At 58.0% G+C, this 23,528-nt stretch carries 18 protein-coding genes; 15 read left to right on the top strand and 3 right to left on the bottom strand.

The genetic code is table 11. From position 1 onward, the window contains the following. Positions 1–15 precede the first annotated feature (15 nt). The 8 genes from B5E43_RS10030 (at position 16) to B5E43_RS09995 (ending at position 7,156) form a co-directional block, all read left to right on the top strand. A complete protein-coding gene (locus tag B5E43_RS10030) occupies positions 16–1,068 on the top strand; it encodes a TRAP transporter substrate-binding protein (protein WP_087396330.1) in 1,053 nt (350 codons plus the stop codon). Positions 1,069–1,159: 91 nt separating this feature from the next. Continuing rightward, the gene (locus B5E43_RS10025; RefSeq protein ID WP_087396328.1) at positions 1,160–1,663 is read left to right on the top strand and encodes a TRAP transporter small permease; all 504 of its coding nucleotides are present in this window, start codon (positions 1,160–1,162) and stop codon (positions 1,661–1,663) included. After that, entirely contained in the window at positions 1,660–2,934 is a 1,275-nt protein-coding gene (locus B5E43_RS10020; protein WP_087396326.1) for a TRAP transporter large permease, read from the top strand. Before B5E43_RS10025 ends, B5E43_RS10020 begins: the two co-directional genes overlap by 4 nt. Positions 2,935–2,977: 43 nt before the next feature. Next, positions 2,978–3,790: a 5-deoxy-glucuronate isomerase gene (locus tag B5E43_RS10015; protein WP_242964792.1), complete on the top strand. Its 813-nt coding sequence runs from the start codon at positions 2,978–2,980 to the stop codon at positions 3,788–3,790. Positions 3,791–3,936: 146 nt separating this feature from the next. Next, positions 3,937–4,704, top strand: coding sequence for an SDR family NAD(P)-dependent oxidoreductase (locus B5E43_RS10010; RefSeq protein WP_087396322.1), 768 nt, complete (start codon positions 3,937–3,939; stop codon positions 4,702–4,704). 29 nt (positions 4,705–4,733) lie between these two features. Beyond that, positions 4,734–5,693 carry a C-terminal binding protein gene (locus B5E43_RS10005; RefSeq protein ID WP_087396319.1) on the top strand — a complete coding sequence of 320 codons (960 nt, stop codon included), beginning with the start codon at positions 4,734–4,736 and terminating at the stop codon, positions 5,691–5,693. 32 nt (positions 5,694–5,725) lie between these two features. Continuing rightward, positions 5,726–6,682 carry a bifunctional 4-hydroxy-2-oxoglutarate aldolase/2-dehydro-3-deoxy-phosphogluconate aldolase gene (eda, locus tag B5E43_RS10000; protein ID WP_087396317.1) on the top strand — a complete coding sequence of 319 codons (957 nt, stop codon included), beginning with the start codon at positions 5,726–5,728 and terminating at the stop codon, positions 6,680–6,682. Positions 6,683–6,703: 21 nt separating this feature from the next. Further along, positions 6,704–7,156, top strand: coding sequence for an HIT family protein (locus B5E43_RS09995; RefSeq protein ID WP_087396371.1), 453 nt, complete (start codon positions 6,704–6,706; stop codon positions 7,154–7,156). Between the two features lie 88 nt (positions 7,157–7,244). On the opposite strand, the gene B5E43_RS09990 is transcribed toward B5E43_RS09995, so the two are convergent. From B5E43_RS09990 to B5E43_RS09980, 3 genes are read right to left on the bottom strand one after another with little or no spacing between them, the layout of a single operon-like run. Further along, complete coding sequence (locus tag B5E43_RS09990) at positions 7,245–8,495, bottom strand: zinc ribbon domain-containing protein (protein WP_087396315.1); 1,251 nt, start codon at positions 8,493–8,495, stop codon at positions 7,245–7,247. Positions 8,496–8,526: 31 nt separating this feature from the next. Continuing rightward, on the bottom strand, positions 8,527–9,780 hold the full coding sequence (locus tag B5E43_RS09985; protein ID WP_087396313.1) for a zinc-ribbon domain-containing protein: 1,254 nt from the start codon (positions 9,778–9,780) through the stop codon (positions 8,527–8,529). Between the two features lies 1 nt (position 9,781). Continuing rightward, complete coding sequence (locus B5E43_RS09980; RefSeq protein WP_242964791.1) at positions 9,782–10,495, bottom strand: protein kinase; 714 nt, start codon at positions 10,493–10,495, stop codon at positions 9,782–9,784. Positions 10,496–10,596: 101 nt separating this feature from the next. Between B5E43_RS09980 and B5E43_RS09975 the strand changes: the two genes are divergently transcribed. The 7 genes from B5E43_RS09975 to B5E43_RS09945 all read left to right on the top strand — a co-directional run bounded on the left by B5E43_RS09975 (position 10,597) and on the right by B5E43_RS09945 (position 23,499). Continuing rightward, on the top strand, positions 10,597–11,022 hold the full coding sequence (locus tag B5E43_RS09975) for a helix-turn-helix transcriptional regulator (RefSeq protein WP_087396311.1): 426 nt from the start codon (positions 10,597–10,599) through the stop codon (positions 11,020–11,022). A gap of 29 nt (positions 11,023–11,051) precedes the next feature. Beyond that, a complete protein-coding gene (locus tag B5E43_RS09970; RefSeq protein WP_087396310.1) occupies positions 11,052–12,611 on the top strand; it encodes an O-antigen ligase family protein in 1,560 nt (519 codons plus the stop codon). Beyond that, positions 12,608–16,408 carry an S-layer homology domain-containing protein gene (locus B5E43_RS09965; RefSeq protein WP_087396307.1) on the top strand — a complete coding sequence of 1,267 codons (3,801 nt, stop codon included), beginning with the start codon at positions 12,608–12,610 and terminating at the stop codon, positions 16,406–16,408. The genes B5E43_RS09970 and B5E43_RS09965 overlap by 4 nt, the downstream gene beginning before the upstream one ends. Before the next feature lie 71 nt (positions 16,409–16,479). Further along, positions 16,480–19,176 (top strand): hybrid sensor histidine kinase/response regulator, encoded by a 2,697-nt coding sequence (locus B5E43_RS09960; RefSeq protein ID WP_087396305.1) that lies wholly within the window; start codon positions 16,480–16,482, stop codon positions 19,174–19,176. Positions 19,177–19,217: 41 nt separating this feature from the next. Further along, positions 19,218–20,708 carry a sigma 54-interacting transcriptional regulator gene (locus tag B5E43_RS09955; RefSeq protein WP_087396303.1) on the top strand — a complete coding sequence of 497 codons (1,491 nt, stop codon included), beginning with the start codon at positions 19,218–19,220 and terminating at the stop codon, positions 20,706–20,708. Between the two features lie 166 nt (positions 20,709–20,874). Continuing rightward, a complete protein-coding gene (locus B5E43_RS09950; RefSeq protein ID WP_158099019.1) occupies positions 20,875–22,296 on the top strand; it encodes a sodium:solute symporter family protein in 1,422 nt (473 codons plus the stop codon). A gap of 75 nt (positions 22,297–22,371) precedes the next feature. Continuing rightward, positions 22,372–23,499, top strand: a complete 1,128-nt coding sequence (locus B5E43_RS09945) for a muconate/chloromuconate family cycloisomerase (protein ID WP_087396299.1) — start codon at positions 22,372–22,374, stop codon at positions 23,497–23,499. The last annotated feature ends 29 nt before the right edge of the window (positions 23,500–23,528 follow it).

Genomic DNA, 23,528 nt, shown 5'->3' with positions numbered 1-23,528 from the left:
AGGAGAAAAAGGAATATGAAAAAAGTACTTGCTCTTGCACTGGCTCTGGCCATGTCTCTCTCTCTGGCCGCCTGCGGCAGCTCCGGCAGCTCTTCCTCGGCTGGCAGCGCCGCCTCTGGTGGCTCCTCCGCTGGCGGAAGCAGCGCCTCCGGTGAGACCATCACCTTCAAGATGTCCTTCGTGGACCCCGAGTCCTCCCCCTACGCTCAGGGCGGTCTGAAGATCGCTGAGGAAGTGGCTGCCGCTACTGACGGCCGCATCCAGATCGAAGTAGTCGCCGGCGGCTCTCTGGGCGGCGAGCGCGACACCGTGGAGCTGGCCATGGGCAACAACCTGGACATCGCCACCGCTGCAAACTCTGTTATGACCAACTTCATCCCCGAGATGGCCATTCTGGACCAGGCCTATCTGTGGGACAACGCCGATCAGGCTCACGCCGCCGTGGACGGCCCTGTGGGCGACCTGATCGAGGCCAAGGCTGAGGCTCTGGGCCTGCACGTCATCGGCTACATGGAGTCCGGCTTCCGTAACACCTTCTCCACCAAGCCCATCGAGTCCATCAGCGATTTCCAGGGCGTGACCATCCGCACCATGGAGAACCAGTATCACCAGGCCGCCTTTGAGGCCTTCGGCGCTATGCCCGTGGCTATGAGCGCCAACGATGTGTTCACCGCTCTGCAGCAGGGCACCATTGATGCCGCTGAGAACGCCACCGTCAACTGCCTGAACAATGGCTTCTATGAGATCACCAAGCACATCACCAACACCCAGCACGCCTTCGTGTACATCCTGCTGTGCATGTCCGACGATGCCTGGAACAAGATCCCTGAGGATCTGCAGCAGCCCTTCATGGAGGCTGTTCAGCGCGGCGTCGAGTACGAGCGCGATCTGCTGGTCAGCGAGAATGAGCGTGCCGCCGCTGAGCTGGAAGAGCTGGGCGTCACCTTCCATGAGATTGATACTGCCGAACTGAAGGCCGCTTACCAGGCGAAGGCTGCCGAGAAGGGCTTCACCTTCGATCCTGAGTGGCAGGCCGCTGTGGACGAAGCGATTCAGAGCGTCGCCTAACTCGCCTGTAGTCCCACCGTTATAATGAGACAGGCGGGAGCCATCGAACACACCATTCGATGGCTCCCGTTTTTCCAGAAAGGCTGGTTATATGAAAAAAATATTTAAAGGTCTGCAGCAGATCGAAAACTGGACCATTATCATCACCTTCGCGATCATGGTCATTGCCTGCTTTATCCAGGTCGTAAACCGCAACATCTTTAAAATCCCCGTCACCGGCTTTGAAGAGGCCGCCAAATACGCCATGATCTATATGGTCATGCTGGGCACCGAGATGGGCCTGCGCGACGGCACCCAGGTCTCCGTTACCGCCGTGGTAGATAAGCTGCACGGCACTGCCCGTAAGGCCGTTCAGGTCATTGCTAAGGTGATTGTGATTGGCTTCTCCGCCTTCCTGCTGAGCGAGTCTTGGGCCATGGTGCTCAAGCAGATTCAGATCGGTCAGCTCTCCCCCGGCCTGCGGATGCCCATGGCTGTCCCCTATGCCGCCATGCCCATCGCCTTCGCTCTGATCACCGTTATCCAGATTTACTACCTCATTCGTATTTTTGTTCCGGAAAAGAAAGACGACTCTCAGGGAGGTGAGCAGGCATGACCGGTATTATTCTTTTCGGCAGTTTTGCACTGCTCTTGGCCCTTAGCGTTCCCATCGCCCTGTCCCTGGGCGTGGCTACCATGGTCACTATTTTGTTCGGCGACGTGGGCGTAGGCGTTAACATCATTGCCCAGCGTATCTTCGGCGGCCTGGACTCCACCTCCATCATGGCCATCGCCTTCTTCGTTTTGGCCGGCAACCTGATGTGTAAGGGCGGTATCTCCCGTCGGATCTGCGACTTCGCTCAATCCCTCATCGGCAACGTCCGCGGCGGCATGGCCGTGGCCCTGGTTGTGGCCTGCGGCTTCTTCGCCGCCCTGTCCGGCTCCGCCCCCGCCACCGTGGTGGCCATCGGCGGTATGCTCTATCCCGACATGGTCCGCATGGGCTACCCCAAGGACCGCACTGCCGGCCTGCTGGTTGTCTCCGGCGGCCTGGGCCCCATCATCCCCCCCAGCATCGTCATGGTGGTTTACTGTACCATTACCAGCGCCTCTGTGGGCGATATGTTTACCTCCGGCATGGCCATCGGCCTGACCATTATGGTTGTTTTGATCATCGAGGTTCTGTTCTTCGCCAATAAGGAGAAGTGGCCCGCCGGTACCAAGCGTCCTCCTCTGGGTGAGTTCTTCCGCAGCTTCCTGGGCGCCATCCCCGCTCTGATGCTGCCCATCATTATCCTGGGCGGTATCTACTCCGGCCTGCTCACCCCCACCGAGTCCTCCGCCATCGCCGTGGTGTGGTCCCTGATCGCCGGCATCTTTATTTACAGAGAAATCAAGATTTCTGACCTGTATCAGATCTTTATTGACTCCGCTAAGGGCGCCTCCATGGTTCTCTTCATCATCGCCACCTCCACCGCCTTCGCCTGGCTGTTCACCTACGCCGGCATCTCCAAGCAGCTGGTGGACCTGGTTTTGAACATGCATCTGAGCGCTACCATGTTCTGCCTGGTGGTGGCCATCATCCTGCTGATCTTCGGCACCTTCCTGGAAGGCATTGCCACCTGCGTGCTGCTGGTCCCCGTGCTGTGGCCCATCGCCCAGTCCCTGGGCGTGGATGTGATCCACTTCGGTATGATCGTATGTATCGCCAACGTGGTGGGCACTATGACTCCCCCTGTGGCCGTCAACATCTTCTCCGCCTCTACCGTCTCCAAGCTGAGCATGGGCGAGATCGTGAAGGGACAGGTCCCCTTCTTCATCGGCTATGTGGCCGTCTTCTTCGCCGTGGTTCTCTTCCCCCAGCTCAGCCTGTTCCTTGTTAAGTAACGTCCCACCCTTTCTTCCATTGTTTTAAGGAGGCATATACATAATGCGTAACTTGGATAACAAAGCCCGCATGGAAAAGTGGAGCATCCAGTCCCCTGAGGAGCCTGGCTTCCACGCCGTCATCACGCCCGAGACCTGCGAGTGCAAAGAGGCCCATGTCTACCGTCTGAATCTGCTCAAAGGGCAGAGCCACACCCTGGAGTCCGGCGAACTGGAGATGCACCCCGTGCTGATCTCCGGCTCTGTCCAGCTCTCCGGCCACGCCGTGCTCAATGAGACGATGAAGCAGTACGACGCCTTCTACATCCCCGGCAACGACTCTGTTACCATTACCGCCCTGGAGGACAGCGTGCTCTACATCGCCGGCGCCAAGTACGAGGGATTCGGCAAGGCCTTCTTCCGCAGCTTTGACCTCTCTCAGCCTTTGGGCGACATCCACCAGATCCACGGCAGCGGCATCGGCCAGCGCGAGGTCATGATGACCCTGTCCGACAAGGACGAGGCCTCCCGTCTGATCTGCGGCGTCACCTGGGGCGGCGAGGGCTCCTGGACCAGCTGGCCCCCCCATCAGCACGAGAAGGACCTGGAGGAGGTCTACTGCTACATGGACATGCCCCTGCCCCACTTCGGCTTCCACATCAGCTATCTGAAGTCCGGGGACGTGGAGGACATCGTCACCCATACTGTCCACAGCGGCACCTTCGTTCAGGCTCCCTGCGGCTATCACCCCACCGTGGCCAGCCCCGGCACCCGCAACGCCTATTTCTGGGCTCTGGCCGCTCTGCGCCACTCCAGCCGCAGCTACAACCTGGCTGTTCTGGACCCCGCTCTGGAAAACTTTAACTCCGAGCGCTAATTTATACTACCGTTCACAAGGGGGCGGATCTCCCACGAGATCCCCCCTTCCTCTTCCTCCGCCCGTCCAGACAAGGCGGATCTCAATCCATTATTCTACTCTGCCCTCTATAAGGGCAGACCACTGGTTTGAAAGGAACGATCATTATGACGAACTTATTTGATTTGACCGGTAAAAAGGCTATCGTAACTGGCGGCACCCGCGGTCTGGGTAAGAGCATGGCCGAGGGCCTGATGGAGGCCGGTGCCACCGTGGTCATCTTCGGCACCAGCGACAAGGTACACGATGTGGCCAAGTCCTTCTGCGACAAGGGTCTGGACTGCAAGGGTCTGAAGGTGGACCTGGCCAAGGCCGACCAGCGCAAGGCCGCCTTTGAGAAGGCTGTGGAGATGCTGGGTGGACTGGACATCATCATCAACGCCGCTGGCATTCAGCGCCGCTATGAGAGCCCCAACTTCCCCATGGAGGACTGGAACGACGTCATCGAGGTCAACCTCACCGCCCCCTTCGATCTGAGCCAGATGGCCGCCCGGGAGTTCTTGAAGAAGGACGTTCCCTATGGCAAGATCATCAACATTGCTTCCATGCTCAGCTTCTTCGGCGGCCAGACCGTCCCCGCCTATGCCGCTTCTAAGGGCGGCGTAGCTCAGTTCACCAAGGCCATGTGCAACGAGCTGGCCAGCAAGGGCATCAACATCAATGCCATCGCCCCCGGCTACATGGACACCGACATGAACACCGCCCTCACCGATCCTGAGAACCCCCGTTTCAAGACCATCACCGACCGCATTCCTGCCGGCCGCTGGGGCACCGGCGCCGACATGAAGGGTACCGCCATCTTCCTGGCCTCCGCCGCTTCCGACTACCTCAACGGCGCTGTGATCCCCGTGGACGGCGGCTACCTGGTAAAGTAATATCGTATTCTTTAGGAGATGAACCCATTATGGCAAAATATAAAGTTTATGTGACCGACGGTCGCCACGAGAGCTATGACATCGAGCGGGATATGTTGGCTTCCATCGACGCCGAGCTGAAGGTCTGCCAGTGCGTCACCGACGAGGATATCATCCGCGAGTGCGCCGATGCCGACGGCATTCTGCTGGACATGGCCCCCATGACCGAGAGGGCTGTTCAGGCTCTGAACAACTGCAAGATCATCAACCGCTACGGCGTGGGCTTTGACAACGTTGCTGTGGACGCCTGCACCGCCAAGGGCATTCAGGTCACCAACGTACCCGACTACTGCGCCGAGGACGTATCTGACCACGCTCTGGCCCTGATGATGAGCTGTCTGCGCCAGACCGCTCTGCGGGACCGCAAGGTCCGCCAGGGTGAGTGGAACATCCACGGCACCAGCTTCCGTCTCAGCGGCAAGGTTCTGGGCGTGCTGGGCTTCGGCCGCATCGCCCGTGCCCTGGTGAAGAAGTGCTCTGGCTTCGGCTTCTCCAAGGTTCTGGTTTACGATCCCTATGTCCCCGCTGAGGCCTGTGCCGCTCTGGGCGCTGAGAAGGCTGAGCTCAATGAGGTCATGAGCCAGTGCGACTTCCTCTCCCTCCACATGCCCGTCACCCCCCAGACCACCGGTATGATCAATAAGGAGACTCTGGCTCTGATGAAGCCCACCGCCATCCTGGTCAACACCGGTCGTGGTCCCCTGGTCAACGACGAGGCTCTCATTGAGGCCCTGGAGAACCACAAGATCCTGGCTGCCGGCCTGGACACCCACTGCGTGGAGCCCATTCCCGCCGACTCCGGCTACCGGAAGCTGGACAACGTGGTCCTCACCGACCACACCGCCTACAGCACCGTGGAGGCCGTCCAGGAGCTGAAGACCAAGTCCGCTCAGAACATCATTAACGCCTTGACCGGTGTGGCCCCTGTCTATCCGGTTAACAAACTGTAAGCGCAAACGCGTATAAAAAGGAGAGCTTTACTATGGAAATCCTCGATCGTTTGGCCCGCGCCGGTCTGGTTCCTGTTGTCGTTCTGGATGACGCCAAGGATGCCGTCCCCACTGCCAACGCCCTGCTGGCTGGCGGCGTGGATGTGATGGAGATCACCTTCCGCACCGCCGCCGCCGCCGACTCCATCCGTGCCGTGGCCGAGAACTGCCCCGACATGCTGGTGGGCGCCGGTACCGTGATCACCCTGGAGCAGTGCAAGAAGGCTGTGGAGTGCGGCGCCAAGTTCATCGTCGCCCCCGGCTACAACGACGAAGTGGTGGCCTGGTGTGTGGAGAACCGCATTGCCGTCACCCCCGGCTGCGTCACCCCCACTGAGATCATGGCCGCTATGAGCCACGGTCTGAAGGTGATTAAGTTCTTCCCCGCCAACGTCTACGGCGGCCTGAACGCCATGAAGGCCCTCTCCGGCCCCTTCGGCGGCATCAAGTTCATCCCCACCGGCGGTGTCAACGGCAACAACGTGGGCGAGTACATCTCCGCCCCCTTCATCCACGCCGTGGGCGGCAGCTGGGTGTGCGCCAAGGCAGATATCGCTGCCGGCAACTTCGACAAGATCACCGCTCTGTGCAAGCAGGCTCGGGCCTCCATCATGGGCTTTGAGGTGGCTCACATCGGCATCAACTGCCAGAACGCCGAGGACTCCATGGCTGTGTGCGAGCAGCTCAACAAGGCCTTTGACTTCGAGACCAAGACCGGCAACTCCTCCAACTTCTCCACCTCCGCCATCGAGGTGATGAAGTCCATGTACCTGGGCAAGAACGGCCACATCGCCGTGCGCACCAACTCCATTACCGTGGCTGTGGCTGAGCTGGAGAAGCGGGGCTTCGTGGTGGATCCCGAGACCGCCAAGTTCAAGGGCGACCGGATGACCGCCGTGTATCTGAAGGACGAGTTCGGCGGCTTCGCGGTCCATCTGCTGCAAAAGTAATTGAGGAAACGAGGTATGGGTATGGATTGCTTCTACTGTACCAAAGACCAGCGGCTGCTGGATCTGATGATCCCCATGGCGGAAATGACCTGGTCCCATGTCTATCTGTTCCGGGACCAGAAGCACCGTGGCCGCTGCATTGTGGCGCTGAAAGAGCACAAGGACGAGATTTTCCAGCTCTCCGCCGAGCAGCGCAACGGATTTTTTGCCGAGGTCTCCGCGGTGGCGGAAGCCATCGCCAACCTCACCAAGGCCGGGAAGATCAATTACGCCATCTATGGCGATAAGGTCTCCCACTTCCACGTCCATTTGGTCCCCAAGCAGGTAGACGGCCTGCAGTGGGGCGGTCCCTTCACCGACACCTTGCCTGTGGTCCATCTCACCGACGGTGAGTATCAGGATCTGGCCAAGGAGCTCCTGGCTGAACTGGAGCCCATCGCCCAGCGGGAGAAGCTGTCCTTGAAGGCAATGTAACTTTCTCTCTTACCTTAAATGAGGAGACGCGCTTTGAACTTCACGTTCAAATGCGCGTCTCCTCGTTTTTTATTGCAACTTATATTGGCTACGGTTCCACGACAGCCTGAGATAGGTCCACCCCATGACCGCAGAGATTGTCCAAATCCACCCCATTTTCAGTAAATACACAGCCATCAAAGGAAAGGGTATCATCCCCAGGCACGTTCTCCAACACCACAGCGGTCCCGTTGCCGGTAAACTGATTGTCCAAAAACCGGGTGTCGGAGATTCCCGACCGGGTACTGTTGATGTGGAGGCCGATCTGGTTGTCCGCAAACTGGCATTCGGTGGTGTTCACCCAGGAGTTTCCGCCGTAGGACAGCACTCCTGTCCTCCAGTTAGCGAAGGAGCAGGCGACCGCCCAGGCCCGGGAAGCAGCGGACAGCCCGATGCCTCCCCCCTCCCCCGGGAAATCCAGGTCGTAGAAGAAGGAGATAGCACCCCCTTCGTACCGGATCTGTACCCCACCGGCAAAGGCGGTGCGCCCCGTGCCATCGGTGCAGCCGTGGAAATTCATTCCCCGCCGCTCCAGCACCAGCATCTCTTGGTAGGTCACCGGAGGAAGATAAATTTCAATCTGGTCCTCCTGAGGAATTTCCTCCGCCAAACGGTCCACCAGAGCTTGAAGCTCCTGGGTGGTGTTCATGGGGTAGTCCTCAGGCCGAATTTCGTGGGTTTGGGTGGCGGTAATGATCATATCCTGACGCAGCCGGATCACATCTCCATTCTTCATATGAATGGTCCAGACCACCTGGTTGGTATCGGTGCCGCAGATGAAGTGGATAAAGGATATCATGGCCGCTTCCCGATCATAGCCATCCGGAGCGGGCTGAGAGGCCTCCATGGGACAGGCCCCTGCCTCCCCCAAACGGATTTCTGTGGTCACATGGTCCACCAGTTCCAAAAATTCCGGGGCGGCGTTGAGTCCGCTGTCCTTGTAATTGACGTACCACCGGGAGGGCCAGGTAAAGTCTCCACCCGCTTCCTCGCTGAGATAGATTTTGGGGGCAAGGCTGTTGGGGTCCCGGTTCCAGGCCAGGATGAGCTGGTAGGTGGTCCCTTTATGGGTGTAAACCACCTCGGCCTGCCCGTCAAAGACCTGGGGGCGGGTGGCCAAATACATCCACACGCCTCCGGCCGCGGCCAACACTAGGACCAGGAGCCCCACCATCACCCGTTTGCGCAGGGGAATCGGCTGCCTCAGGGTTTTACGGGGGCGGAGCGTCTGGGCGCAGCGGGGGCAAAAAGCGGCCTCGTCAGGCAGAGGGAAGCCGCAGTGGGGACACGAGCGGGACATATGGATTCCTCCCTGTTGAGTCGTTTGCACTTCATTCGATGATCGCCTTGGTAATATCAATAGGCTGGTTGCTTCGGTTGTCGATGTCGATGCCGTTTCCGGTGAACCGGGAGCCCTGGAAATTCATTACCGTATCGGTGGGCACCCGCTCCAGCAAAACGGCGGTGCCGTTATTCTGGAAGAGATTCTCGTTAAACATGGTGTGGCTGGCGTACTCGCCCTCGCTGTTGAAGTGAAAGCCCACCTCATTGTCCCGGAACTGGCAGGCGATCACGTTCACCCACACGTCTCCGTAGCCCAGCACTCCGGTCTTCCAGCCGGTGAAGGAGCAGCCCTCTCCCCAGAACCGGGCGGAGGCGGACACCCCAATCCCCTCTCCATTCCCCACAAAGTCAATGTCATAGAAGTAGGAGATGGGGCCATTCTGGGCAACCAGAGAAACCGTGTCCGTGAAGGTAGTGCGCTGGGGACCATCGGTGCAGCCGTGGAGGTTGATGGGCCGGTCCCCGATGGAAAGCCCCCCTTCATAGGTCACCGGCGGCAGGTAGAAATGCACCTCGTTGGGCATCTCCACCTCCTTGGAAACCTGGTCCACCAAAGCCTGCAGCTCCTCCGCCGTGTTCATGGGATAATCCTGGTAGTGGTATTCATAGGTTTCCAGAGGGGTGATGATGATGTACTGCCGCAGACGGATGGTGTCCCCGTTTTTCATGTTCAGGGTCCATACCAGCTCCTCTGTCCCGCTCTCGCCGGTAAAGCTCAGCCGGGACACCAGGGCCGCATCCTTGGAATAGTCCGCCGGGGCCGGAGGATCACAGATCATGGGGCTGGGGTTGTCCCCCTGGTCTTTAAATTCGGCGGTGACCGACTCCACCTTCTGCAGGAAGATGTCTCCGGCGTTGGCTCCGCTGTCCACATGGTTGATAAACAGCCGGGAGGGCATCCGTCCCAGAACGTCCCGGGCAAACTGCTCCGTATACTCCGGCACCGGAGTAAAGCGCTCCTCCCCCGCCCCCAGGATCAACTGATAGGTGCCGTCCCGGTCGGTATAGATCACCTCGGCCAGGCCCTCATAGGTCTTGGGCATTTGGGCATACACCACCCCGGCCACCACCGCGATTGCCACCGCCGCCGCCAGTCCCCACCGCAGGACCTTGCCCCACAGGTGGGACGGGGGCTGGATGGTTTTTTGTGCCCGGATACTCCGGGCACACCGGGGGCAAAAGGATGCCCCCGCCGGCAGCTGTGCGCCGCAGTAGGGGCATGTCTTCGTCAGGTCCACCATATCACAGCGCCTCCATCAGCCGCAGCACGTTTTTATACCGCCTCTGAGGGTTGACATGGGTACAGCGGTCCACAATCCGTCCCATCCGCCCTTCCGCCAGCTGTTTGGAGGGGTGCTGGCCGGTGAGCATTACATTGATCAGGATGCCCACCGCATAAATATCCGTACGGATATCCGACTGGGACAGGCCGTACTGCTCCGGCGCAGCAAAGCCGGTGGTGCCCAGAATCTGGGTGTCGGTATCCAGCTCGGGCTTATGGAACCGGGCGGCGTCAAAGTCGATGAGCACCGCCTCCTTCCCCCGCAGGATGATATTCTCCGGCTTTACATCCCGATGGACCGCCCCGATGGAATGGAGCACCCACAGCGCCCGGCACACCTGCAGCACAATCTTCCGGGTCTCCTCTTGTGAAAAAAGGGCACCCTGGAGCAGATATCCCAGGGTGTCGCCCTCAATAAACTCCTCCAGTTCCAGCACCTGATCCCCCTGCACAGCCACTTCCAATATGGTAGGTAAATTGGGACAGGTGTAGTCCAATAACGTCCGGTAGACCTCGGGATTTCCGGTAAACCGCCGGAGGATCAGCTTCTGCCCGCTCTTTTTGTGGCGGATCAGACTGACACTGCCCCGGTTGCTCTCCTTAATGACCCGGACCGGATCATATTCCTCCTGCAAAACCTTCCACAGCCAATCGTAAATGGGAATCGCCTCCAAAACCTTGTGCACTATGCACCCGGAATATTGTTTTGCCGTATGAAATGTTGTAGATTTAGTATAAACAATTTTTTCCCAGAAGTAAAGGGGGTGGAATATCGATGCAGGAAAAATCCACAGATGACCTCAATCAGGAACTGATGCGGCAGGACAACCTGGACGACTACATTAAGGACAACAGCCCCTATTTTTCCCGGCAAAATGCCGCCCATCTGCTCAACGAACTGTATGAGCGAAAGAGCATAAGCAAGGCCGCCCTGGCCCGCCAGGCGGGGATGAGCGAGGTATATCTGCATCAGGTATTTTCTGGGCGGCGCAACCCCTCCCGGGACCGGCTTTTATGCCTGTGCATTGGGTTGGACGCCACCCTGGAGGAGACCCAGCAGATGCTGAAGCTGGCCGGTTATGCCCCCCTCTACCCCCGGCTCAAGCGGGACGCCATGATTAGCTTCTCACTGCTGCACCACATACCGCTGCAGCACCTCAATGATAAACTCTTTTCCGAAAATGAAAAGACTCTGTTTTGATCTATTTCCACAGGCAAGGCGGTGATTCTTTGCCCTCCCATACCAAGTCTCAGCCCCGCCCTACCGCCGCTCTGACACGGGTAACCCAGGGCTATTTGGCACTGATGTGTTCGGTCGTCCTGCTCCTTCCCGCCCTGAGCGGCTATGAGGCCCTAGGCCGCTGTTCTTTTTTTGTGTGTACGGGCATTTCCCTGGCGTACCTGGTCGTCCTCCTTCTTGCTGCTCTGGAATTGGCCATCACCGGCCAGTGCCCGCTGTCTGTACAGCTTGCCCCGTTGGCTAAGTGCTCTACCGCCCGGATTTGCTTCCTGTTGTACGGAATCTGGTGCATCCTGTCCGCGGTATGTTCCCCCTATGACCGCGTCTGGCTGGGCAGCAGCCGGTATGAGGGGCTGTGCTTTCTCCTTCTATGTCTTTTAATCTACTGGACCGTCTCCTCCTACGGGCGTTGGAACACCTGGCTTGCTTATCTGCTGGGAACAGTGGTCCTGATCAACCTGGGTCTGGCCCTGGCCCAATATGCCGGGTTCAATCCCTTGCACCTGTTCCCCCCCGACGTCACCTTCCATGACGCCTTCGTCCTGTACAATGGGCGGTTTTTGGGCACGCTGGGCAATGTGGATCTGTTGGGCGGCTTCTTGTGCCTGACCATACCGGTCTGTTATGGTGCCTTTCTCACCAGCGGCCGCACTCCCCTGCTGGTCTTTCTGGGAGGAGGCGCCCTCCTGCTGGCTTTGGCCGATGTGGACGCCGGATACGTGGGACTGGCAGGTGCACTCCTTCTCACCCTCCCTCTGTTTTACAGCCGCTCCTCCCTCTGGCCCCGGGGAGCTCAGGCTGTAGGGATTCTTGCCGCCTGTCTGGGGCTTGGAAAGCTGCTATACGCGGACCGGGAACAGCCGCTGACTCTGATTGTTTCTCCCGTGAGCGCACTCCTCCTGGTCGGGGGGATCGCCCTCAGCCTGGTTGGGCTGTTGCTGGCTCGGCATAACCCTATCCCACCCTTGCAGCAGCCCCCTTCCAAGCTGCTCTTCCACTGCCTGACCATGGGTATAGCCGTCCTGGCCGCTTTGGGACTGGCCTGCGTCTCCCTCATCCCCTTCTCTTCCGGCCCCCTTTATGAACTGAACCAGATTCTCCACGGAAACTTAGACCCCACCTTCGGCTCCGGCCGGGTCCGGATCTGGCAGGAAGTGATCCGCCTGATTGGGGAACACCCCCTGTTGGGCGGAGGGCCGGACACACTGGCCCAGCGCATCACCTTTACCTTTTCCCGCTACGTCCCCGAGGTCGGTACCACCATTGAGGCCTATGTGGACTCCGCCCACAACGAATTTCTCAACATCGCCGCTAACCTGGGACTCCCCGCTCTTGGCTTCTACCTGGCCGGATTGGTGTGCTGGCTGCGTTCCCTGCGCCGGCACCTCTCCCCCGCCGTACTGGTCCTTTTATCGGGCACAGTGGGCTACCTGATTCAGATCTGCTTTACCGTCAGTTGCGCCGCTCTGACCACACTATTCTGGATATTCCTCGCTTTGTGCGAGGCTGATATCAATTCCCAAACTGCGAAGGAGGATATTTCAACATGAGGCAAACAACAAAACCCAGGCTGCGATTGCTGGCTTTCAATCTGGTAATCGTATTGCTGTGTTCCCTGGCTCTGCCGATTTCGGCCAGCGCCGCCGGTGGGGAAAACATCTCGCTGTACTACGGCGAGTCGGACCAATCCGGAACCGGCTGGACCTATGACTCCAGCGAGCGGCTGCTCAGCCTGTCCGCAGGCTCCTACGGCCGTATCACCGTGACCGGTGATTTGATCCTTTACACCAACGGCAACGTATCCCTAAGAGGGATCTCCGTCACCCCCTCCACCAACTCCACTCCCTCCAATCCCACCAACCTGGACGTGCGGGTGGATGGTGGCTCCCTGACTGTGGACAACAGCTCGGGCAACGGCGACGCCATCTCCGTGGGCGGCCAGCTCAATCCAGACGGCATCGCCTCCTATTGCGGCACCACCCTCATCCGCCTCAACAATGCCCAGTTCACCGTCAAGGGCGGTAAGAACGGCTGCGGCATTGACAGCAACGGAGGCATTCTGATCAACGACCGGGAGCAGCTCTGGACAGATGCAGCCGGAAAACAGCATTATGATGGCCGCGTGGGCAGCAGCTCGGTCTCCATTACCGGCGGCTCCGGCAGCGGCGGCTACGGCGTGCGCTCCCTGCTGGTCTGGCTGGACGCCGACGGCACTATCACCGGCGGCTCTTCCTCTGCCGCTGCCTACTGCAACAGCCTATACGTAGGAAATGGTGAGGACGCGGCTTCGTCCACCAGCACGGTACACATGACCCTGAAGCGGGGCAGCGCGACCAATTCCGCCGCGGTGTCTTACATGTCCAGCGAATCCAACGTCGTGGGCACGCACATTGAAATGAAAAAAACCATGGTGGGCATCACCCCCCAGTCCCTGGAATTCTACCCCAAGACCTACACCACCACCATCAACGGCAACGGCGGCACCGCCAACGGCCAGAAGAGCGTCACCCTCTCCCAGGCCTATCCCGCCCACGTCAAGCTGGCGGAACAGAACTTTACCTACACCGGCCATGACCTGACCGGCTATCAGATGGGCAAGTCCACAGTAGCCGTTGACTATGAGTTCATCCCCACCGCCGACAGCACCCTCACCGCCCAGTGGAAGTTTGCCGGCAAGATCGACGTCAGCGATCAGATCACCTTTACCGCCAAGCAGGCCGAAGCGACTTACACCGGCCTGGACATGGCCCTGAGCAGCTTTGTCAACGAGGCAACCTGCTCTGCCGGCAGCGGTGCCATCACCTACACCCTCTCCCAGGACGGGGGCACCGCTCAGGCCGTGACCCTGTCCGATACCGTCAAGGATGCCGGCACCTACACCGTCACCGCCACCTACGAGGATGAGAACAACTTTGGTACCAAATCCCTCTCCTTCACCATCCAAAAAGCTAATCCCGTACTGACGGTCACTCCCGAGGCCGATCCCCTCACAGTGATCATCAACACGGAGAAAACGGTCCCCGCCTCCGCCAAGCTGGGTGAGACCGTTCTACCTATCACCGTCACCAGCAGCAATGAGAAGGCAGCTGCCGTGACCTATTCTCAGGGCAACGTCACCGTGAAGGGCATTGCCGCCGGAGAGGCCACCATTACTGTCTCTTATCCCGGCGACAACAACATCAACGTTGCCAGCAAGTCCTTCCAGGTAAAGGTCATCGATCTGCCGCCCCAGGAGATTGCCTTTGCCGAAGCTGGCGATCGGACCGCCACTTACGGCGACCCCGCCTTCACCAATGTGGCCACCAACTCCTCCCAGGGCGGCGGCGCTATCTCCTACTCCAGCAGCAATCAGCAGGTGGCCACCGTGGACGCCAACGGACAGGTGACCATTCTGGCCACCGGCGAGACCACCATTACCGCCACCGCGGCCACGGTGGAAGGCACCTGGGCTGAGACCTCGGTGAGCTACAAGCTGACCGTGGCCAAGAAGCCCCTGACGGTCCAGGCAACCGCCAGCGAAAAGACCTATGACGGCACCACCGATGCTGATGTAACCGTGACCTTCCAGGGTCTGGTGGGTCAGGACACGCTGACTCCCGGCGCCGACTACACCTTTACTGCCAGCTATGCCGACGCCAACGCCGGCACCGACAAGACCATCACCGGCACGGTCACCCTGAAGAACACCGCCAAAACCGCCAACTACGTGCTCTCTGACGGTTCCTTCTCCCTGGCGGATGGGGTAATTACCCAGGCCCCCGGCAAGGACATCACCCAGACCATCAACGTCCGCTTTGACGACACCAGCCTGAAAACCGCCTCGGCCGCCAACGTGCTCCCCGCCGACGCAGGAAACCTGGCTTACACCCTGGGTCAGATCCTGGATGACGGAAATATTCTGGCCGCCGGAACTGCTATGGACGGAGCCTCCAGCGCTCTGACCTTCGCGTTGAAGGAGGGCCTGGACTGGGAGACCGACGTGGGTAAGACCGCCCAGGCGCCCATCCTCATTACCTCCACCAACTTTGCCGACTCCACTGCTACCATGAAGGTCAATGTGGTCTACGAGTACGTCCCCGTGGTAGACGTGGAGAACATCTCCGTCACCTACTCCGGCCAGGCTCTCTCCCAGGACGTCATTCATGGCACCGCCACCTATGACGGTGTGGAGGTCCCGGGTACCTGGAGCTTCCAGGCCGACAGCGCCCCTGTCTCTGCCGGCATCCAGCCTGTCGTTGTCATCTTCACCCCCGACGACCTTGAAACCTATGCCCCTGTAGAGGCCACCATTTTGGTCACCATCCAGAAGGCGGATCCTTCCGGTAAGCCGGGCTACACCCCCATCACCCAGGAGGGCAAAACTCTGGCAGACGCCGCTTTGAACATCGGCACCATTCTCCCCGCTGAGGGTACCCTCACCTGGAATGACGGCGACGCCACAATCGTCACCGCCAACACCGCCTATGGCTGGACCTTTGTACCCGATGACACGGACAACTACAACGTGCTCACTGGATCCATTACCCCCTATGCCCGCTCCAGCGGCGGCGGCGGTGGCAGCAGCTCCGTCAACATCATCGTTAAGACGGACGGCCACGGCAAGATCACCGTATCGCCCCGCAGCGCCTCTAAGGGCGACACCGTTACCATTACCGTTAAGCCCAACGAGGGGTATGAGCTGGATGAATTGATTGTCACCGACCGCAACGGGGATACCATCAAGCTCTCCCAGAAGGATGACAACCAGTACACCTTTACCATGCCCAGCATCCGGGCCACGGTAGAGGCCACCTTCCAAAAAGTAGAGGAGAGCAGCGCTCTGGACTTTACCGACGTACCTACTAGCGCCTACTACTATGACGCGGTCAAATGGGCGGTGGAGAATGGCATTACCAGCGGAACCAGTGCCACCACCTTCTCCCCCGACGCCGGATGTACCCGCGGTCAGGTGGTCACCTTCCTGTGGCAGGCCTTCGGTCGTCCCCAGCCCAAATCCACGCAAAATCCCTTTACGGATATCTCCTCCGACGACTATTACTACGACGCCGTCCTCTGGGCCTATGAGCAGGGCATCACCAGTGGCGCTACTGCTACCACCTTCGCCCCCAACGCCACCTGCACCCGGGCTCAGATTGTCACCTTCCTGTGGCAGGCTGAGGGCCGTCCCAGCGCCAAGGCAGACAGCTCCTTCTACGACGTAGCGACCGACGCCTACTACGCACAAGCTGTCGCTTGGGCTGTTGCCAACGACATTACCAGCGGTACCGGCACCTACACCTTCTCCCCGGATGCCACCTGCACCCGGGCCCAGGTTGTCACCTTCCTGTACCACAATATGGTGGATTGATACCCCCCTATCCGTCTTCCCAGACGAATGGAGTTCCCTCTGGCTCACTGCCAGGGGGAACTCCATTTTTTATGAATTACATGGAAAATTGGGCTCCCTTCCTGAAATCTAGTAGAAACCCAACGGCTTTCGTGTTAAAATATGGATGTTCCCGCCCCTTGCGCCCTGGACAATGGCCGCCAGGTCCGATAAATGGACCGGCTGTTTTCTCTCCATACCATATACACAATAAGGAGCTGCATCCTGTGAGAAAAAATTCCAGATTATCTGCCAATACCGGTTTAAGTATTCTTCTGTTGGCACTTTTTGTGGTTTTACTGACAATGAGCATATTTTTGGTGCGTACAAAGCTACTGCAAAATACTCAGAATCTGGGGATGTCGCTGGCTGAAAGCATTGCCGCCGAGGAGGAAAGCCACCTAGTTGCCTTCCGCACATTTTTAGAGATGGGTGCCCAGTACTTGGATGAGATTTCAGAGGAGGGCGGCACCGACGCTGACCTTCAACAGTGGTTGAGTGACTACTTCATCAAGCTCACCCACATTGTGGGGAACAATGTCATTGATCCTTACGCCGTTATCTCCGGCAAAATTGTGGCCGCCAACCCCTGGACCGGAGGCGACGCCTACGATTACCAGCAGGCTGACTGGTATCAGCAGGCTCTGCAAGCCAAAGGGGAGCTCATCTTTACCAACGTATACTTTGATGTCATTACCGGTGACCCGGTGATCACCGCTGCCAAACAGCTGGGCCACAGCGGAGATGTGCTGGCCCTCGATATTTTCCCAAAAAACATGCACAAGGACAACAGTTCCCGCATTCTGCCGGACAACTGCTCCCTCTATGTGTGCGATTCCGTGGGTACCCTGGTATATTCCACCAACACCTCCAACGTTGACCCCTCCAAGCTCCAATCCTACACCGACTATCTGCTCAACGGCATCAAGGATGGTTCTCTCTCCCAATACGACGCCTTTTTTGAGGATTTGAATGGGGTAAAGCGAGGGGCCTACTACGCCTCCATGACCAACGGTTGGACCGTAATCATCACCGTCCCCCTCAACAGCATCTTAATGGGCGGCCGGAATTTGACCATCTACTTCATGGCCGGCGTGGGCATCATTCTCTTTACCATCCTGGCCGCCATGGTGATCCGGGACCTGGTACAAAACCGGAGAATCCGCCAGGCCGATCAGACCATCCACATTTTAGGCGAATCCTTTTACGCCATTTACCGCATCAATTACCAAACCGGCACCTATGAGACCATCAAAAACTCCCAGGACCTGGAACCGGTCCTTCAGGCCAGGGGAAGCTACTCCACGTTGCTTCAAACCATCCGTGACCTGGTGGAACCAAGTACCTATGAGCAGTTTGAGCTGTGCTTCTCCCTAAAAAGCATCCGCCAGCGGGTGGCAGAGCACATTGCCGACTACGGTGGGGATTACCAGCGCCGCTTCGGAGACACCTATAAATGGGTCAACGTGCGCACCCTGTACGACGAGAAGCTGGCTCCCGACGAAGTCATCCTCTGTTTTCGGGAAGTAGACATCGAAAAGCGCCAGCAGCTACAGCACACCATCATCCTTCAGGAGGCTCTAGACACCGCTCGGAAGAGCACCAAGGCAAAGTCCGCCTTCTTCAGCCATATGTCCCATGATATGCGTACCCCCCTCAATGCCATCATCGGCCTGTCCGAGCTAGCGGAGCAGCATCTGGATGACCCAGAAAAAATGGGGGACTACATGCGGAAAATCACCTTCTCCGGAAAACAGCTTTTGTCCCTCATCAACGATATTTTAGAGCTCTCCCGCCTGGAGTACCAGGGCAACAAGCTGCAAAACAGTCAATTTAACATTCAAACCTGTGTGGAGGACGCAGCGGGTATCTTCCGCGGCCAGGCCCAGAGCGAACAAAAGAAATTTGACATCTCCTTTGACATCCAGCATAGCTTGGTACTGGGAGACCAGCAGAAGCTGACGCAGATTTTAAACAATCTGATCTCCAACGCCTTTAAATACAGCGAGCGAGGAGCGGAGATTCGGGTCAGCGTGCGGGAGTTTGATTTCCAGCAGTACAACAAATATCAAATTGTGGTGGAAGACACGGGGATCGGTATGTCTCCGGCATTTTTAGAGCATCTATTCGAGCCCTATTCCCGAGAAACCCACTTCTCCAGCCACTCTGCCATCGGCACTGGCTTGGGCATGCCCATTGTGAAGAGCTTAGTACAACAGATGAGCGGCGAGATCATGGTGGAAAGTGAACTGGGCAAGGGGAGCAAATTTACGGTCATCCTCCCTATGCCCGCCGTCTCCGGCCAGCAGCCAGCTCCTGAGTCCATACCCGCCCAGTCCTCCGCCATTGATCTATCCGGGCTCCACATTCTCCTGGCGGAAGACAACGAACTGAATATGGAAATTGCTGCGGAAATTCTTACCATGAACGGCATCACCGTCACTCCGGCCGTCAACGGAGCCGAGGCCCTCCGCCTGTTTGAAGCCGCCTCCCCCTACACCTTTGACGCCATTTTGATGGATATGCAGATGCCCGAAATGGACGGTTGCCAGGCGACCCAAGCCATCCGGCATCTAGACCGTCCTGACGCAGCGGACGTCCCCATTATCGCCGTCACCGCCAACGCCTTTGCCGAGGATATCGCAAAGACCACCGATGCAGGGATGAATGGACACATCTCCAAACCCATTGATTTCCAGGCCTTGTGTCAGACGCTTCAGGAGCTGATCCGGCCGCACCATAAGGGGTGAACCGAAAGAAACCAGTCCAAGGGGAAAGGGGGCTGAATGTGATGGGAGAACGAACTCAGGATTCCATCCAGGTATTGACCGCCGAAATCGAGCAGCTACGCCGCTCCAACCAGTGGTTTAAGGAGGTGCTGGACGCCATCAAAGAGGGGATTGAGGTGGTGTCCCAGGATGGCACGGTGATCTATGTAAACGCCGGCTTCCACCGTATCCTGGACGAGTCCAAGGACGAGCGCTTGGGGAAAAATATTTATGACGTCTCGCCCAACGGGGCTCTGGTAGAGACTTTACGCACGGGAAAGCCATCCATTGCCCGGCTGCACACTACGCTGAACCAGACCAAAACCGTCCTGGCCAACGCCATGCCTTTGGTGGATGAGCAGGGGAAGCCCGCTGGGGCTATCTCCGTATTTATGGACATTTCCGATGTGGAGCGCACCGGACGTCTGCTGGAAAAGCGCAACCTGGAAATTAACCGCCTGCGGGAACGGGTGCAGCAGCTAGCCTCCTCCGACTACTGCTTTGACGATATCATCGGCAGCAGCGACCTGCTTAACCAGTGTAAAAAGGTGGCCGGCAAGATTGCCAACACCAAGATGACCGTCCTGCTCTCCGGGGAGTCGGGCACAGGCAAAGAGTTATTTGCCCACAGCATCCACGGCGCCAGCCGGCGCTCCCGGGGCCCCTTCATCAAGGTCAACTGTGCCGCCATTCCCGACAGCCTGCTGGAGAGTGAATTTTTCGGCTATGAGGCCGGCGCCTTCTCCGGCGCTACCAAGGCCAAAATGGGGAAATTTGAGCTGGCCAACGGAGGTACTCTGTTTTTGGATGAAATCGGCGAGATGAATTACTCTCTCCAGGCCAAGCTCCTGCGGGTCCTTCAGGACAACGAAGTGGAGCGACTAGGAGGCACCAAGGCCATCAAAATTGATGTGCGCGTGATTGCTGCCACCAACAAAAATCTGGTAGAGGAGGTTCGGCGCGGCACCTTCCGAAAGGACCTATACTACCGTCTCAACGAATTTAACATTACCCTCCCCTCCCTGGACGACCGGAAGGAGGATATCCCCTTGATTGCCGCCCACTACATCGACAAATACAACGAGGAATATTGCAGTGATTTTCAGCTCACGCCGGAGGTGTGCCAGTCCTTGATGGCCCGCAGCTGGCCCGGCAATATACGGGAGCTACAGAATTATCTTGGCAAGCTGGTCCTGTTCTGGGACGACGACCACCAGACCAGCCGCTCTGATTCTGTGCTGCAATCCGAGATCCCTCCCCTCCCAGGCACCCCCCACAAGGTCAGAGTCTCTCAAGGGGATATGCCCAATCACCGGATTCCCTCTATCCAAGAGGCGGCGGAGACATCTCCCCATAGCTCCATCAGTGACCTGGAGCGGCAGATGATTTTGAGCGCTCTGGAAAAGCACGGCTATGACACCAAGGGCAAGCAAAATGCCGCCAAGGAGCTGAAAATCTCCCTTTCCACCCTATACAACAAGCTGCGGCTATATAAGCAGCAGGGAGAATTGTAAATTCTAAATTTTGCAATTTCTCATTTTTAATTTTTACACTGTTTTTTGGAAAAGATTTTGATTTTCCAGGCCTTTTTCGGAAAACGGAACCATTTTACCCACCTGCCCAGTTGGCATGTAGTTTGCTTTTCTTTCTAGTGAAGTTATTATGAAAGGAAGGTACTCTATGATCAACTGGGCAGTTTTTCTTGCGTTTATCCTGGTCACCGCACTTGTAGGACATCTGGCCAGCAAAAAGGTGGTCTCCTCCGACGATTTTATCTCCGCCGGCGGCAGTCTCGGTCCCCTGGCCATTTCCTGCACCCTCATCGCAACCTGGCTGGGCACGGGCTCCCTCATCGGCTTTGTGGGCACCGGCTATGCCTACGGCAGCACGGTGGTCGCCTATACGGCTGGCTCTTGTGTGGCCGCCTTTGCCATCTTGTTTTTCTTTTCCAAGTGGACCAAGCGGAAGAACATCGCTACCATCCCCCAGTGGCTGGAGTACATCTATGGCAAAAATAAATGGGTCGACGCCTTCTCCGCCTGCTGCTATGTCTTTATGTACTGCTCCTGGACCATCGGCTGTGCGGTGGGCTGCGGCACCATGTGCAACAACCTACTGGGCATCCCCTCCTGGCTGGGCGCCGTGGTCTGCTGCGCCATCATCGTGGCCTTCTCCATGACGGGCGGCATGTATGCTGTAGCCTGGATGGACGTATTTCAGCAGATCATCATGGCCGTTGGAATGCTGTTTCTCTTCTGTTTCGTGGCCAACGCCACCGGCTGGTTTGAGGGCGTGAATGCCAGCAACCTGGGTGCTGAATACTTCAACTTCTCCCTGCCCTCCCGGGGCTATGTCATCAGCATCACCCTGACCTACTTCTGCGGAAATCTGTTCGGGCAGACCTACTACCAGAGAGTTGCCGCCTCCCGCGATCTGAAAACCGCGCGGATCGGCCTGGCTTCCGGCGGCATTGCGGTGCTGCTGGTGGGCCTGTACTGCATGTTCGTGGGCCTGTCGGTCCGGGCAGCCGGTGCGGAAATTGCGGTTACTGACGACACGGTGTTCTGGGCCATTCATAACTGGATGCCCAGCTGGATGGAGTGCATCTATCTAGTGGCTATTTTAGGCGCGGCCTTCTCCACCGCAGACTCCGCTTTGAACTCTGCCTCCTCCAACATCGCCTCCGACATCTACAAAAACATCATTAACCCCAAAGCCACCGACGCCCAGGTCATGAAGATGGCCCGAATCGCCACCCTGGTTTTGGGCCTGATCTGCCTGGCCATGGCACTGCGTCCCATCTCCATGCTGGTCAATATTTTTAAGGGCGCCCAGGTGTGCATCGTAGGCGGCATTTTCTGGCCCATCATCCTGGGAATGTTCTGGAAAAAGGCCACCCTGAAAGGGGCTATCTGCACCATCCCCATTGGAGCCCTCACCGGCATTATCTTTGAGTTTACCCCCGGCCTGAATACCATCTGCGGCGGTGGCGCCATTCCCGCCTGTATCGTGGGCTTCCTGGTAATGTTCCTGGTCAGCCTCTTCACCTGTAAAAATGCCTGCGGCGGAGCCTACTACCGGGATGCCGTCACTCAGAAGTGATGGTCCATACCGTCTCCATAACATGTTTGTCTAAAACCGGATATCTTTACTGCTAAAATAGGAGGAGTACATCATATGAAAATCAAACGGATCTCTACTCTCGTGGTGGATATACCTCTGACCCGTCCCCATGTCATGTCCCTGATGACGGTAAAGGAGGTCAATTATCTGTTTGTCCGCATCGAGGGGGATAACGGCATAGAGGGTTGGGGGGAAACCACCTTCCTGGGCGGTCCCACCTGGTCGGAGGAGAGCGTAGAGGGCGCCGCTGCCGTGGTCAACAAGTATGTGGGCCCCTATCTCATTGGGAAGGATTTTACCCAAATTGAGCACCTGCGGCATTTTATGGAACAGCTGGTGCGCGGGAACCACTTCGCCCTGGCTGCCATTGAGCTGGCCCTGTGGGACCTGCTGGGCAAAACCCGGGGAGTGCCTGTATATGACCTACTGGGCGGCAAGTGCCGGGATAAGGTACCCATGAGCTGGTCTCTGGCCGCGGGGAGCATCGAAGCTGACCTAAAGGAAGCGGAGGAAATGACGGCAAAGGGCAATTTCATTTTCAAATTCAAAACCGGCCTGAAGAGTGTGGAAGAGGACGCCCAACGCATCCGGTGCGTCCGGGAGGCCCTGCCCAAGGCCTGGCTCCGGGCAGACGCCAACCAGGGCTGGAATAAAGCCCAGGCGCTGCGGGCCTGCGCCCTGTTTGAGCCCTACAACCTGGATTTCATTGAGCAGCCGGTCCCCAAGTCGGAGCTGGACGCCCTGGTCTGCATCAACCAGCGCTCCAACGTCCCCATCATGGCAGATGAAAGCCTGGAGTCCATACAGGCCGCCTCCCAGTTGGTTAAACGGGACGCGGTTGGCGTATTCGGTATCAAGCTGTGCAAGGCGGGCGGTCTCCTGGGAGGGAAGCGCCTGGCCGCCATCGCCGAGGGAGCCGGCTTCCCCTGCTATGTGGGCAGCATGTTTGAAACTCCTTTGTGCAACGCCGCTCACCTCCACTTCTGCTGCTCCACTCCCCAAGTCAGTCTGGGCTGTGAGCTATTCGGTCCGATGCTGCTGGCCGACCAGGTGACCAATGAAATGACCGGCTTTGAAAACGGTTATGTCTTACTGGATGATGGAAAGCCCGGATTTGGTATCACCATGAACGAGGCAAAGCTCAAGCAATATGCCCGGAGCGATTATTATCACATTCAATGATTTCTTTGCTCCCGTTTCCCTCGTATCGG

Origin of the sequence: Flavonifractor sp. An100, from assembly GCF_002161175.1 — a bacterium.
Lineage (GTDB): Bacteria > Bacillota > Clostridia > Oscillospirales > Oscillospiraceae > Lawsonibacter.
This window is presented reverse-complemented; position numbering and strand designations above follow the sequence as displayed.